General features: G+C 63.8%; 15 protein-coding genes. 7 read left to right on the top strand and 8 right to left on the bottom strand.

The genetic code is table 11. The annotated features are described in order from the left end of the window. Positions 1-6: 6 nt before the first annotated feature. From kdpE to API01S_RS08875, 4 genes are all read left to right on the top strand, one after another. Positions 7-699 (top strand): two-component system response regulator KdpE, encoded by a 693-nt coding sequence (gene kdpE / locus API01S_RS08890; RefSeq protein ID WP_039882845.1) that lies wholly within the window; start codon positions 7-9, stop codon positions 697-699. Positions 700-803: 104 nt separating this feature from the next. After that, positions 804-1,610, top strand: a complete 807-nt coding sequence (locus API01S_RS08885; RefSeq protein WP_061304167.1) for a TorF family putative porin — start codon at positions 804-806, stop codon at positions 1,608-1,610. 142 nt (positions 1,611-1,752) lie between these two features. Then, complete coding sequence (locus API01S_RS08880) at positions 1,753-2,073, top strand: hypothetical protein (protein WP_082305944.1); 321 nt, start codon at positions 1,753-1,755, stop codon at positions 2,071-2,073. A gap of 3 nt (positions 2,074-2,076) precedes the next feature. Further along, positions 2,077-2,976: a dihydrodipicolinate synthase family protein gene (locus API01S_RS08875; protein ID WP_006217812.1), complete on the top strand. Its 900-nt coding sequence runs from the start codon at positions 2,077-2,079 to the stop codon at positions 2,974-2,976. Here the strand turns inward: API01S_RS08875 and API01S_RS08870 are convergent. From API01S_RS08870 to icd, 3 genes are all read right to left on the bottom strand, one after another. Continuing rightward, entirely contained in the window at positions 2,909-4,495 is a 1,587-nt protein-coding gene (locus API01S_RS08870) for a methyl-accepting chemotaxis protein (protein WP_006217811.1), read from the bottom strand. The genes API01S_RS08875 and API01S_RS08870 overlap by 68 nt on opposite strands. A gap of 219 nt (positions 4,496-4,714) precedes the next feature. Then, entirely contained in the window at positions 4,715-5,962 is a 1,248-nt protein-coding gene (locus API01S_RS08865) for an O-antigen ligase family protein (RefSeq protein ID WP_061304624.1), read from the bottom strand. A gap of 121 nt (positions 5,963-6,083) precedes the next feature. Then, a complete protein-coding gene (icd, locus tag API01S_RS08860) occupies positions 6,084-7,340 on the bottom strand; it encodes an NADP-dependent isocitrate dehydrogenase (RefSeq protein WP_061304166.1) in 1,257 nt (418 codons plus the stop codon). Between the two features lie 203 nt (positions 7,341-7,543). Between icd and API01S_RS08855 the strand changes: the two genes are divergently transcribed. Further along, a complete protein-coding gene (locus API01S_RS08855) occupies positions 7,544-7,969 on the top strand; it encodes a DUF1841 family protein (RefSeq protein WP_006217808.1) in 426 nt (141 codons plus the stop codon). A 7-nt stretch (positions 7,970-7,976) separates the two neighbouring features. Here API01S_RS08855 and API01S_RS08850 read toward each other — a convergent pair whose 3' ends face one another. Next, positions 7,977-8,339, bottom strand: coding sequence for a c-type cytochrome (locus tag API01S_RS08850; protein ID WP_039882843.1), 363 nt, complete (start codon positions 8,337-8,339; stop codon positions 7,977-7,979). A 10-nt stretch (positions 8,340-8,349) separates the two neighbouring features. After that, positions 8,350-8,703 (bottom strand): c-type cytochrome, encoded by a 354-nt coding sequence (locus API01S_RS08845; RefSeq protein ID WP_006217806.1) that lies wholly within the window; start codon positions 8,701-8,703, stop codon positions 8,350-8,352. Between the two features lie 176 nt (positions 8,704-8,879). Here API01S_RS08845 and API01S_RS08840 point away from each other — a divergent pair, with 176 nt between their 5' ends. After that, positions 8,880-9,761, top strand: a complete 882-nt coding sequence (locus API01S_RS08840; RefSeq protein WP_006217805.1) for an AAA family ATPase — start codon at positions 8,880-8,882, stop codon at positions 9,759-9,761. Positions 9,762-9,786: 25 nt separating this feature from the next. After that, positions 9,787-10,959 carry a vWA domain-containing protein gene (locus API01S_RS08835; RefSeq protein WP_006217804.1) on the top strand — a complete coding sequence of 391 codons (1,173 nt, stop codon included), beginning with the start codon at positions 9,787-9,789 and terminating at the stop codon, positions 10,957-10,959. Positions 10,960-10,974: 15 nt separating this feature from the next. On the opposite strand, the gene API01S_RS08830 is transcribed toward API01S_RS08835, so the two are convergent. The 3 genes from API01S_RS08830 to API01S_RS08820 form a co-directional block, all read right to left on the bottom strand. After that, positions 10,975-11,532 (bottom strand): GNAT family N-acetyltransferase, encoded by a 558-nt coding sequence (locus tag API01S_RS08830; protein ID WP_006217803.1) that lies wholly within the window; start codon positions 11,530-11,532, stop codon positions 10,975-10,977. Positions 11,533-11,645: 113 nt separating this feature from the next. Further along, entirely contained in the window at positions 11,646-12,023 is a 378-nt protein-coding gene (locus API01S_RS08825) for a hypothetical protein (protein ID WP_039882841.1), read from the bottom strand. A gap of 250 nt (positions 12,024-12,273) precedes the next feature. Beyond that, positions 12,274-12,873, bottom strand: a complete 600-nt coding sequence (locus tag API01S_RS08820; protein ID WP_061304164.1) for a GNAT family N-acetyltransferase — start codon at positions 12,871-12,873, stop codon at positions 12,274-12,276. Positions 12,874-12,953: the final 80 nt, after the last annotated feature.

Below are 12,953 nucleotides of genomic sequence, written 5' to 3'. Positions count from 1 at the left end.
TTGCGCATGTTTGACTATCAGCCCACCGTTCTGATCATTGAAGACGACGCCAACATCCGGCGCTTCGTGCGCCAGGCGCTGGAAAGCGAAGGTTGCGCCGTCCACGAAGCCGACACCGTCAAGCGCGGCCTGATCGAAGCCGGCACGCGCCAGCCCGACGCCATCGTGCTGGACCTGGGCCTGCCCGACGAGGACGGCATGACGCTCATCCGCGAATTGCGCGCCTGGACGCAAGTGCCGGTGCTGGTGCTGTCGGCCCGCAGCGCCGAAGCGGACAAGGTGGCGGCGCTGGACGCGGGCGCGGACGACTATCTGACCAAGCCCTTTGGCGTCAGCGAACTGCTGGCGCGGCTGCGCGTGCTGCTGCGCCGGCATGCGCGCGGCGGGGCGGGCAACGCCGCTGAAATCACGTTCGGGGACGTGCGTGTGGACTTCGCGCGGCGCGTCGTCGAACGCAACGGCCAGCACGTGCACCTGACCGCCATGGAATATCGGCTGCTGGCCGCGCTGCTGGCGCACCGTGGCAAGGTCATGACGCACCGCGAGCTGCTGCGCGAGGTCTGGGGCCCCTCGCACGTGGAAAGCAATCACTACCTGCGCATCTACATGGGCCACCTGCGCCAGAAGCTGGAAGCCGATCCCGCCCAACCCGTTTTCCTGATGACGGAAATCGGCGTGGGATATCGTTTCGCCGGTTAACGCCCGCGCTTGACGCCTTCTTTACACGCGCGGCGCGAGTCTTGTCTCGCGCTTTATGCCGATCCTCCTATTGTTGCGATCCCATCGAACAGCAGGAGTTTTCCATGCCCCGCAACATCCTGGCCGCGCTTGCACTGCTTGCGCTCTCCACCGCAGTGAACGCCTCGCAAGCCGCCGCCGTCCAGACGGATGCGCCCCAGCCGGACGCGCCGCAAGCCGCCCTCGCACCAGCCGCCGCCAGCGACATCACTTTGACCGCCAACGTCACGCTGGCCAGCCAGTACCGCTATCGCGGCCTGATGCAATCCAACAACCGGCCCGCCATCCAGGGCGGCGTCGATCTGGTGCACGCCAGCGGCTTCTACCTGGGCAACTGGAACTCCAGCATCAGCTGGCTGGGAGACAGCAACAGCGCCGTCTCCGCCCCCATCGAAATGGATTTCTACGGCGGCTACAAGGGCGAACTCGCACCCGGCGTACCGGTGGATCTGGGCGTCTTGCAGTACTACTACCCCGGCGACTATCCCTCGGGCTACACCAGCCCCGACACCACCGAGCTGTACGCTGGTATCGGCTACGGCCCCGTGACGTTCAAGTATTCGATCGCACTCACCAACCTGTTCGGCTTTGCCGACAGCAAGTACAGCCAATACCTGGACCTGGGCGCCAACTTCGATACCGGCTTGTGGGGCCTGACGCTGAACGCCCACGTCGGCCGCCAGATCGTGCGCAACGTCGACAACGGGTCATACACGGACTGGAAGCTGGGCGTCACGCGCGACATGGGCCAGGGCCTGTCGGTGTCGCTGGCCTATCTGGACACCAATGCGGACCGCGCCGTCTACACCAATACGCACGGCCGCGACCTGGGCCGCGCGACGGCCCTGCTGTCGCTGACCAAGACGTTTTGATGGCGCGTGGCGTTGACGCGTTTTTTACGCGCCGCGCCCGCTTTTATCGGCACGTTTTACGAGGCGATTCCTATAGTGGAATCGTCATCAACCACCGCAAACGCGGACGGCTCCAAGCGCCGATCCGCGCCGCTCCCCGACCATGACTGCCCGACAGACCCGCCACCTTCCGATCTCTCCCGCTACTTGCCGCGCAGCATCCGCGCCCGCCTCCGAGCGCGTCGCGCTGACGGTCAGGATCGACACGCTGGATGCGTTGAAGCTGCGTCTTGCCCTGCACCGCGCGCTGGGCGAGCGCATCGGCGTCTATCTGCTGTCGGTTGACCACGCGCAGGCGCAAAGCACGCTGCAACTGCAATGCGTCCGCAGCGAACTGGATGATCTGATGCATGCCGTCATGCGCGGCTTGCCGCAGGCGGAATTCGGCGCGGTGCGCCTGGCCCCGGCCATCACGCTGCGGTGAACCATGGACATGACCGTAAAGACCGCATTCGATGGAATCTGGCTGCCGATGGTCACGCCGCTGCGCGATGGCCACGTGGATCTGGACGCGGCGCGGGCGCTGGCCCGCTACTACCGCAATGCCGGCATCGCCGGGCTGGTGCTGTTCGGCTCCACGGGGGAAGGCAATCTGCTGAGTCTGTCCGAAAAGATCGACATGGCCTCTGCCATCGCCAGCGATCCGCACGCGCTGCCGCTGGTCTTTGGCGTCGGTGGCGTCGATACGCGCGGGGTGGCGACCGCCATCCGACGGCTGGACAAGCTGGCGCCCGCGGGCTATCTGGTGCCGCCTCCCTACTACCTGGGACCCTCGCAAGCCGGCATACTCTGGCATTACCGGCAGGTCGCCTGGGCCACGCAGCGTCCGATCATTCTGTACAACATCCCCAAGCGGACCGGCGTGACGATGACCGTCGAGACGATGGAAAAGCTTGCGCTCTTGCCCGGCTTCAGCGCCGTCAAGGAATGCAACCCTGGCGTGCTGTCGACCTTGAACGCGCGGGGGCGGCTGCCGGCATTGTGCGGCGATGACCTGGCGCTGCCGGATCACTGGCTGGCCGGAGGCGCCGGCGCCATCCCGGCCGGCGCACACCTGTTTCCCGAGCACTACGTCGAAGTCATGCGGCTGGCGCGCGCCGGCCATGCCGAGGCCGCGCGCGCATGCTTTGAACCCTTGCGCGGCCTGATCCGGCTGCTGTTCTCGGAACCGAACCCAGCGCCGATCAAGCGCGCGCTGGCCATGCAAGGGCTGATCGCCGACGAGCTGCGGCTGCCCATGATGCCCGCCAGCCGCGAACTCAGCTCACGCTTGCAACGAGCACTGGGCGCGGTGCCCGGCCTGCCGGGACGCTTGCAGACAGCTTGAACACCGACACGGCGCGCGCCAGGTCGTCGGCCTGGTCGTGCAGGGTCGAGGCCGACGCGGCAAATTCTTCCACCAGCGCTGCGTTCTGCTGGGTCACGCTATCCAGATGCGTGACGGCCTGATTGATCTGTTCGATGCCCACGCTCTGTTCCGCCGACGCGGTGGCGATCTCGCCCATCAGCGGCGCGCTGGTGGCGGCCGATTCCAGCACGCTGCTCATTGTGGCGCTGGCCTGACCCACCCGTTCGCTGCCGCGCGCGACCGACTCGGACGAGGTGTCGATCAGGCCCTTGATCTCTTTGGCCGCCGTGGCCGAGCGCTGGGCCAGCGCCCGCACCTCGCCGGCCACCACCGCAAACCCCCGCCCCTGCTCACCGGCGCGCGCCGCCTCCACGGCCGCATTCAGCGCCAGGATGTTGGTCTGAAAGGCAATGCCGTCGATCACGCTGATGATCTCGCCGATGCGCTGCGAGCTTTGGGAAATCTCTCGCATCGCATCGATGGCATGCTGGGTTTCCTCGCTGCCCTGGCGCGCCAGGGTCGCCGACTGGCTGGCCAGCCCGCTCACTTGCCGCACGTGTTCCGCGCTTTGCCTGGCGGTGGCGGTGATCTCTTCGACGCTGGCCGCCGTCTGCTCCAGCGCGGCCGCCTGCTTCTCGGTGCGGTCCGACAGGTCCAGGCTGCCCGCCGCGATCTGGCGCGAGGCGGCCGCGATCGAGCCCGTGGACTGCACGATGCTGCGCAGGGCGACTTCCAGCCGAGTCTGCATGCGCGCCATGGCCTCGAACAGCCGCCCGATTTCACCCCGATGATGATTCGATACTTCGCCGGCCAGATCCCCATTGGCCACCCGTTCGCACAGCGACACGGCCTCGTCCAGCGGGCGGATCACGTGGGTGTGGAAAAACCGCAGCGCCGCCACCAGCAGCAGCGCCAGCAAACCAATGGTCACGCTGCCCTGACGCCAGAGCGTCTGGTAGAACGCCGCTTCCACATCGTCCACATACAGCCCCGTGAACAGCAGCCAGCCCCATTCCGCGTCGTAGGCCGCATAGCTGATCTTGGGCAGCGCCTCGTCCGCGCCGGGCCTTGGAAAGCGATAGCGGACATAGCCGCCCCCCGCCTTGCCATCGGCGTACAGCCGCTGGAAGATGGGCAGGCCGTCTACATCCTTGATGTCGCGCACATTGGTTCCCACCAGCTTGGGGTCGGGATGCACCAGCAGGGCGTAGTCGTCGCCGAACGCGCCGACATAGCCATCGGCCCCATACCGCAGTTGCGCCAGCCGCCGCGCGACGTTGCGCTTGGCTTCGGCCAACGGCATGCCTTCACTGACGCTTTGCTTGCCGTTGCGCAGGATGCCGGCGGACAGGTCCAAGACGTGCCGCAGCTCGGTCTTGCGATCCTCCAGCATTTCTGCCCGGCGCTGCCACGCGTCCCAGCCTCCCAGCGCGAGCACGGCGGCGCCAATCGCGAAAACGAACCACAACAACTCTCTGCGCAGACTGGAGTTCTTCACCCGATTTCCTTTATTGCCTTTCTGCCCGCATGAAACCATTAGCGGCAGAATGTGACTGTTTATATTTGCGTGGCGTCAGGATACGGACAAGATGCAGGGTTTTCACCAAGCTCCCGCAGGCGGCTTGATCTAACGCAAGCCCGAATAAAAAAACGCAAGGCGCGGGACGCCTTGCGTTCATGGTTTGCCTCAAGGCGGGCGTTGCCCGCGCGGATTGCCCTAACGCCGCTCGGACGGGCGTGGGGTGGTCAGCGCGATCAGCGTGACCACGATCAGCGAATAATTGGGCACGCTGCGCATGTTCCGGAACATCATTTCAGTCAGGCTGAACGCGCAATATCCCAGGCAGAACAGCAAGCCCAACTGCGCGCCCACGCGGATCACGCGGTCATCGCTGGCCACGCGCCTGAAAAAGACGGCGGCCGGCACCAGGTACAGGGCCAGGATCGTCATCAAACCCAGCAGGCCGTAGCCCGACAGCGCCCCCAACATGTCGTTGTGGGGTTCGCCAAAACCTTCGACCACCTCCTGGGTCACGATGCCCTGCGTCTGCAACTGGCGCAGTTCCTCGCGGAACATGCTGGGGCCCACGCCGACGATCGGGCTTTTTTCAGACATCAGCAAGGCCGCGTGCCACAGCTGCAAACGGATCCCGAAGGACGTGTCTCGATTGGACGAGGTTGCAAACCCCTGCACGTCGCCCGAGATCTCGTGCATGCGGCTGCTGAACGTCCAGATGGCGGTGGCGCTGACGGCCAGCCCCACGCACAGCGCCACCGCGCAATAGACCTTGTGGCGACGGCTCCAGTTGCGCAGGCCCAGCAGGAACACCAGCGCCAGGATCGGCAACAGCATCCAGCTGCTGCGCGTCTCGGATTTCCAGGTGGCGTAAACGGTCAGCAAGGCCACCGCCACCTTGACGGCGGTTTCCAGGCGGGGCCAGCGAGTACAGGCGCCAAAGCCCAGGGACAGCAGCGTCATGCCGCCAAACAGCAGCGTCAGGTTGGCGAACGCCACCGCGTTGTAACGCCCGCCCACGTCCACCATGCCATTGCGACCGACCGTCTCCATGGTGACGATGAGCAGCATGGCGCCCGCCAGCGCGCCCACCAGCACGCTCCATTGCACCGCCTTCAACCACGTGCGCGGCGCGCGCAGCAACAGCCACAGCACGGGCAGCGCCAAGGCAAAGCGCAACAGTTTTTCAAGCTCGGAATTGCTCCACAGACCTTGCACGGCCGAGGTGATGAACATACAGGCGAGCGGCAGCAGCAGCACCAGCGACATCGGCCACAAGGCGCGAAAGTCCATGGGCTCGTAATGCTTTATCGCGTTGACGGCCAGGGCGGTCAGCGCGATCAGGGCGCTCAGGTACAGGACGGCGGGGCCGCCCACCGGACTGGTCAGCGCCAGTGCGGGGACCAGCAATACGAGCCAGGTGGCCAGGGAAACATACAGTCGGGGCACAGCGATCAACCTGGAAAGAACAGCGTAAGCGCCAGCGCGCTTCATGCGGATAAGTTAGACAAAACCCGCCCGCCATAAAGGCGGGCGGGTTCAGCGGACCTTTCGGCGGACGAGCCGCGAATTACATATTTTCGATCATGACCTGGCCAAAGCCCGAGCACGACACCTGCGTCGCCCCTTCCAGCAGGCGGGCGAAGTCATACGTGACCTTCTTGGACAGAATGGATTTTTCCATGCTGGAGATGATCAGGTCGGCGGCTTCGGTCCAGCCCATGTGGCGCAGCATCATCTCGGCCGACAGGATCTCGGAACCGGGATTGACGTAGTCCTTGCCTGCGTACTTGGGCGCGGTGCCGTGGGTGGCCTCGAACATGGCCACCGAATCCGACAGGTTGGCGCCCGGCGCGATGCCGATGCCGCCCACTTGCGCGGCCAGCGCATCCGAGATGTAGTCGCCGTTCAGGTTCAGCGTGGCGATCACGTCGTATTCGGCCGGACGCAGCAAGATCTGTTGCAGGAAGGCATCGGCGATCACGTCCTTGACGATGATCTCGCGGCCCGTCTTGGGGTTCTTGAACTTGCACCACGGGCCGCCGTCGATCAGCTGCGCGCCAAATTCCTTTTGCAGGAGCTCGTAGCCCCAGTCGCGGAAGCCGCCTTCCGTGAACTTCATGATGTTGCCCTTGTGCACCAGCGTCAGCGACGTGCGGTCGTTGTCGATGACGTATTGCGCGGCCTTGCGCACCAGGCGTTCGGTGCCTTCGCGCGACACGGGCTTGATGCCGATGGACGACGTATTCGGGAAGCGGATCTTCTTGACGCCCAGCTTGGTTTGCAGGAACTGGATCAGTTCCTTGGCCTGCTCGCTTTCGGCCATGTATTCGATGCCCGCATAGATGTCTTCCGAGTTCTCGCGGAAGATCACCATGTTGGTCTTTTCGGGTTCGCGCACCGGCGAAGGCACGCCCTTGAAGTACGCCACCGGGCGCAGGCAGACGTACAGGTCCAGTTGCTGTCGCAGCGCCACGTTCAGCGAGCGGATGCCGCCGCCGACCGGCGTGGTCAACGGGCCTTTGATGGAGACCACGTAGTCTTTGACGACTTCCAGGGTTTCATCGGGCAGCCAGATGTCCGGGCCGTAGACCTTGGTGGCCTTTTCGCCCGCATAGACTTCCATCCAATGGATCTTGCGCTTGCCGCCGTAGGCTTTCTGCACGGCCGCGTCGACAACCTTGATCATCACCGGGGTGATGTCAGCGCCCGTGCCGTCGCCTTCGATGAAGGGAACGATGGGCTGTTCAGGCACATTCAGCGAGAAATCAGCGTTAACCGTGATTTTCTGGCCGCCAGCGGGAACCTTGATATGTTGGTAGGACATGAATGCTCCATTTGCTCCGGGTGGTTTTTCTGCACGCACCGCATCGGAAAGCGTCCGATTCCGCAGGGAACAACGCCCTGTCGGACCGCACACCGGGTAGCGGATAGCAACCAATTCTATATCGCAAAGGGCCGGGGGCAACCGGCGGTATTCGGGCGCGCGGTAAAATAATGCGTCTACAGCCCGCATTCCGTCCCCCGCCGATGTTCAATCCCTCACGCGACCAAGTCCGCGAATTCTTTATCGACACCTGGCGCAAGCACCGCGCCAACGAGGTGCTGACCCCGCTCGAGGCCATCGCACTGGACTGGATCATCGAGCATCCCGAATACCACGGCGACCTTGAAAGCCCCGAGGCGATGACCATGGAATACGCGGTGGAGAAAGGACGCACCAACCCGTTCCTGCACCTGTCCATGCACCTGGCCATCGCGGAGCAATTGTCCATCGACCATCCGCCCGGCATCCGTCTGGCCTACCAACAGCTGACGGCGCGCTCGGACGCCCACCAGGCAGCCCATGAAATCATGGAATGCCTGGGGCAAGTGGTCTGGGAAGCGCAACGACTGGGCACGCCGCTGGACAGCGACACCTACATCGACCTGATCCGCCGACGCGCCAGCCTTTAAGGCGTACTTACTTGCGCACGCCCAGGTCGCTGGGCTGGGAAGCCAGCCATGCCGACACGTTGGAAATGTCCTGGTCGGACAACTGCGTGGCAAAAGCGCCCATGATGGGGTTCTTGCGCACGTTGGCGGTGGCCGCGCTGCCGGAGGCCCCGCGCTTGTAGGCCTTGAGCGCATGCGACAGGTAGTCGGCATGCTGGCCAGCCAGCGTGGGATACGCCGGATCCACCGCGGTCTTGGCGTCTGCGCCGTGGCATGACGCGCAATTGAATTTATCGAATACGGCCTTGCCGGCCGACAGGTCCTGCGCCTGGACGGCGGCGCCCGCCATGGCGAAAGTCGCGCCCACAAGGGCAAGCATCGTGCGATTCATTGTTTGCCCCTTATTTCAGATTCGAGTAGTACGCGGCCAGATCGGCGATGTCCTGGTCGGACAGGCTGCCGGCAATGGCGTCCATCGTAGGATGGCTGCGCGCGCCTTTCTTGTACTCGTTCAGGGCGGTTTCGATGTACTTGGCGTTTTGGCCAGCAATCATCGGCACGTGATAAAGCTCGGGGAACGTCGCCTTGTAGCCTTCGATGCCGTGGCACCCGATGCACATGGAGACCTTGTCGCGGGCATTTTGGATATTACCGACAGGCGCTGCGTCAGCAGCAACAGCCTGGCCGGCGATCGCACAGGACGCCATCGCGGCCAACACGGAAACCGTGCACTTCAGAGAGGTTCGCAACTTCATTGGAATGGCTCTTCTTGGTATGGCTTAAGGACTAGGGCCTGCTCACACGTCGGCCCCCTGCAAACACGTTGCGGGTCGAACCCAACTGCAAAACCGCCTGATTGTACGATAATTGCTCAGGATTAATACCTTGCGATAGGTATTGATCACCGTCAATCCTCGGAAGCCATCAGCCCATGTCCGCAGCCCAGTCCGCACACTCCGCCTCGCCTGCCCGCTTCAACGGGACCGACAGCTATGTCGCCACCGATGACCTGAAACTGGCCGTCAACGCCGCCCTGACTTTGCAGCGCCCCTTGCTGATCAAGGGCGAGCCCGGCACCGGCAAGACCATGCTGGCAGAAGAAGTGGCGCGCGCATTGGGGCGGCCGCTGCTGCAATGGCACATCAAGTCCACCACCAAGGCGCACCAGGGCCTGTACGAATACGATGCCGTTTCGCGCCTGCGCGACTCGCAGCTGGGTGACGAAAAAGTCCGCGATATCCGCAACTACATCGTGCAAGGCACCTTGTGGCAAGCCTTCCAGGCCGACGAGCCGGTGGTGCTGCTGATCGACGAGATCGACAAGGCCGACATCGAATTCCCCAACGACCTGCTGCGTGAACTGGACCGCATGGAATTCCATGTGTACGAAACGCGCGAGACCATCTCGGCGCGTCATCGCCCGCTGGTCATCATCACGTCCAACAACGAAAAAGATCTGCCCGACGCGTTCCTGCGCCGCTGCTTCTTTCACTACATCCGCTTTCCCGACCGCGAAACGATGCGCGACATCGTGGCGGTGCACTATCCGCACTTGAAGCAGGACGTGCTGCGCGCGGCGCTGGACACGTTCTTTGCGCTGCGCGATGCGCCCGGCCTGAAGAAAAAACCGTCCACGTCCGAGCTGCTGGACTGGCTGCGCCTGCTGCTGGCCGAAAACGCCACGGCCGCGGAAATCGACGCACACACCGCCACGGCCGTGCCCCTGATGGCGGGCGCGCTTCTGAAAAACGAGCAGGACGTGCATCTGCTGGAACGCCTGGCGGCCATGACCCGCGGCGGCCAGCGCCGCTGATCTTGCAGCTACCGGTGGCCCGCACATGCTGATCGACTTCTTCTATCACCTTCGGGCGCACAAGCTGCCTGTCTCGGTCAAGGAATACCTGACCCTGGTGGACGCGCTGCGCCACGACCTGATGGCGCCCACGCTGGACGAGTTCTACTTCCTGGCGCGCGCCACGCTGGTCAAGGACGAATCGCTGTACGACCGCTACGACAAAGCGTTCGGCGCGTACTACCGGGGCATCGAGGCCGCATTGCCGGCGGGCAAGGAAATTCCGCTGGACTGGCTGATCAAGCAGTTCGAAAAGAGCCTGTCGCCAGAAGACAAGGCCGCCATCGAAAAGCACGGCTGGGACAAGCTGATGGAGATGTTCAAAGAACGCATGCAAGAGCAGAAAGAGCGTCATGCGGGCGGCAGCAAGTGGATCGGTACGGGCGGCACGTCGCCCTTTGGCAATGGCGGCTACCACCCGGAAGGCATCCGCGTGGGCGGCGAATCGGCTGGCAACCGGTCGGCCGTCAAGGTCTGGGACATGCGCCAGTTCAAGGACTACGACGATCAGGTTGAACTGGGCACGCGCAACTTCAAGGTGGCGCTGCGCCGCCTGCGCCGCTTTGCGCGCCAAGGCGCCGACCTGGAACTGGACCTGGACGACACCATCGCCAGCACGGCGCGCAACGCCGGACATCTGGACCTGCGCATGGTGCCCGAACGCCACAACACCGTGAAGGTGCTGATGCTGCTGGACGTGGGCGGCAGCATGGACGATCACATCGGCCGCGTGGAAGAACTGTTCTCGGCGGCCCGCAGCGAATTCCGCAATCTGGAAGTCTATTATTTCCACAATTGCCCGTACGAAAGCCTGTGGCAGAGCAATCGCCGGCGCCAGAACGAGCGCTTCGATACCTGGGACGTGCTGCGCAAGTACAACCCGGACTGGCGCCTCATCATCGTGGGCGACGCCACCATGAGCCCGTACGAAATCCTGCAACCGGGCGGATCGGTCGAGCACTACAACAAAGAACCCGGTGCAGAGTGGATGCGGCGTCTGTTGGACGCGTGGCCGAAATCGGTGTGGCTGAACCCGGAGCCCACCGCGTCGTGGCAATACCGCCAGTCCATCGCGCTGATGCGCGACATCATGCAGGACCGCATGTACCCCGTGACCGTCGCCGGCCTGGAACAGGCCATGCGGGTGCTTTCCAAATAACGCCGGGGCAGCGCGTCAGCCGTCCACCGGCTGCTCGGGCGTGTCCAGCGTCAACTGATAGAACGCCAGATCCAGCCAGCGGCCGAATTTGAAGCCCGCCTGGCGGATCGTGCCGGCGTGTGTGAAGCCCAGCTTCTCGTGCAGGTGGATGCTGCCCGTGTTCGACGCGTCGATACCGCCGACCAGTACGTGCACCTGGTTGGCGCGCGCCCGTTCAATCAAGACCTGCATCATCGCTATGCCCAGGCCCTGGCCGCGAAAGCGCGCATCCACGTAGACGGAATGTTCTACGGAATACTTGAACGCGGGCCACGCGCGGAACGTGCCGTAGCTGGCGAATGCCATCAGCTCGCCTGCCTCATTCTCGAAGCCGACCACCGGAAAGCCGCCCTGCTGCTTGGCCTGGAACCAGCCCTGCATCGCTTCGGGGGGCCGGGGCTTGTAATCGTAGAGCGCCGTCGAATTGACGATGGCGTCATTGAAGATGGCCAGGATCTGATCCGCATGGCGCGCATGCGTGCAGTCGACAAGGGTGGCGCCTTGTGGGGCGCGGATTTCGGCGGGCGAGTTCATGGCGGGAGTGTAATGGCGCGCCCCCTCTGAATATCCGTCGCGAAACGGCGGCGCACAAAAAAAAGACCGGCGAGTTCGCCGGTTCAATGAGGTGTTGCCGCTTCTGGCCACTCTTAGGCGGCGCGGCTCTCCACAGATCGGTTGGGGGCGGACGCATGCCGCAGACCGGGGCATTGTCGCCAGGAAAGCTCGTCCGCATCCATGTCCAGGTCAAACAGATCATTGGCGGCCGGCCAGGGATGGCTGCGCGCCGCCGCACCTTCCATTTCCAGCACATGCCCGGCAAACCCACGGGGCGAACCGCCGCACTCGGCAAAATATCTTTGTGTGTTCAGGTCCACCACATAGGTGGTCATATCGTGGGTCAGTATGGCCACGAATTGGCCGTCATCACTGGCATAGGCGTACTGAAACTGTCCTTTGATTCCGTCGCCGTTCAGGGCGCTACCGGTCAATTGGGACAAAGCACGCGTGACGATTTCGGTCAGCATGGGTCGTTCCTCCGAAAAATGCGCCGGCAGGATGCCGGCAGCGAAGGCGCGAACGACAAGCACCGGCGCCGCGCATCGAGCGGCGTCTGGCGTTGGACGGGAAGCCGGGTAGACGGCTGTCGCGCATCCCGTCGGCAACAGCTACTACGTTTGAAAAAGCTTACACCCGCAAGCCCGGTCACCTCAAATTTGCCTTGTGCGCGAAGGATGTTGCGGTGCAGCACCCTCTAGCGACGCGGCTTGCAGCCCCTTATGCGGCCGCAACCGGCATGCCGCCTGCGTCTGCGTCACCGTTATTCTGGCGGCGCCACTGGTCCCGATGCAGCCGATACAGCACGTGTTGGCGAAGCGGATGCCCTTCAGGTAGGGCGGGATGATCGAATGTCCCCTCGTCAGGCTGCATGCCCAGTCGCGCCATGACCGCGCGCGAACGCTGATTGCCCACTGCGGTGAACGCCACGATTTCGTCCAGCCCGACCTGTTCGAAGCCGACGCGCACCGCCGCTTCGGCGGCTTCGCTGGCATAGCCCCGCCCCCAATAAGGCAGAGCCAGCCGCCAACCCACTTCGACGCCCGGCGCAAACGGCAGCGTGGGCGGCATGGGTTTGATGCCGACAAAGCCGATGAAAGGCGCCACGCCGGGCGCCTCCACTGCCCACAGGCCCCAGCCATGCTCGTCTATGCCCGCCGCCAGCCGCGCCGCCAGCGCATCGCTTTGTTCGGGGGATAGCGGCAACAGGAATTCCGTGACGCGAGGATCGGCGTTCATCGCCGCGAAGGGTTTGCGGTCGTCGGCACGCCATTGCCGAAGCACAAGACGCGGCGTTTCTACTTCAAGAGATAACGACATGTCGCAGTTCCTTTTCAAGCGCCCAGGTCCATGCCCCTGAACCATCGCCAACGTATACACTCCAACGGATTCTGCCATGC

This window comes from Achromobacter piechaudii NBRC 102461, assembly GCF_001571245.1.
GTDB classification, from domain to species: Bacteria; Pseudomonadota; Gammaproteobacteria; order Burkholderiales; family Burkholderiaceae_B; genus Achromobacter; species Achromobacter piechaudii.
The sequence above is the reverse complement of the archived record's forward strand: the minus strand, read 5'-3'. Positions and strand labels throughout refer to the sequence as shown.

Coding starts and splice junctions, on each gene's coding strand:
- API01S_RS08825 (WP_039882841.1), bottom strand. CDS start 12,023: ATGCTGACCGAAATCGTCACGCGTGCTTTGTCCCAATTGACCGGTAGC.
- API01S_RS08835 (WP_006217804.1), top strand. CDS start 9,787: ATGCTGATCGACTTCTTCTATCACCTTCGGGCGCACAAGCTGCCTGTC.
- API01S_RS08845 (WP_006217806.1), bottom strand. CDS start 8,703: ATGAAGTTGCGAACCTCTCTGAAGTGCACGGTTTCCGTGTTGGCCGCG.
- kdpE (WP_039882845.1), top strand. CDS start 7: ATGTTTGACTATCAGCCCACCGTTCTGATCATTGAAGACGACGCCAAC.
- API01S_RS08830 (WP_006217803.1), bottom strand. CDS start 11,532: ATGAACTCGCCCGCCGAAATCCGCGCCCCACAAGGCGCCACCCTTGTC.
- API01S_RS08855 (WP_006217808.1), top strand. CDS start 7,544: ATGTTCAATCCCTCACGCGACCAAGTCCGCGAATTCTTTATCGACACC.
- API01S_RS08880 (WP_082305944.1), top strand. CDS start 1,753: ATGACTGCCCGACAGACCCGCCACCTTCCGATCTCTCCCGCTACTTGC.
- API01S_RS08885 (WP_061304167.1), top strand. CDS start 804: ATGCCCCGCAACATCCTGGCCGCGCTTGCACTGCTTGCGCTCTCCACC.
- API01S_RS08820 (WP_061304164.1), bottom strand. CDS start 12,873: ATGTCGTTATCTCTTGAAGTAGAAACGCCGCGTCTTGTGCTTCGGCAA.
- API01S_RS08850 (WP_039882843.1), bottom strand. CDS start 8,339: ATGAATCGCACGATGCTTGCCCTTGTGGGCGCGACTTTCGCCATGGCG.
- API01S_RS08875 (WP_006217812.1), top strand. CDS start 2,077: ATGGACATGACCGTAAAGACCGCATTCGATGGAATCTGGCTGCCGATG.
- API01S_RS08840 (WP_006217805.1), top strand. CDS start 8,880: ATGTCCGCAGCCCAGTCCGCACACTCCGCCTCGCCTGCCCGCTTCAAC.
- icd (WP_061304166.1), bottom strand. CDS start 7,340: ATGTCCTACCAACATATCAAGGTTCCCGCTGGCGGCCAGAAAATCACG.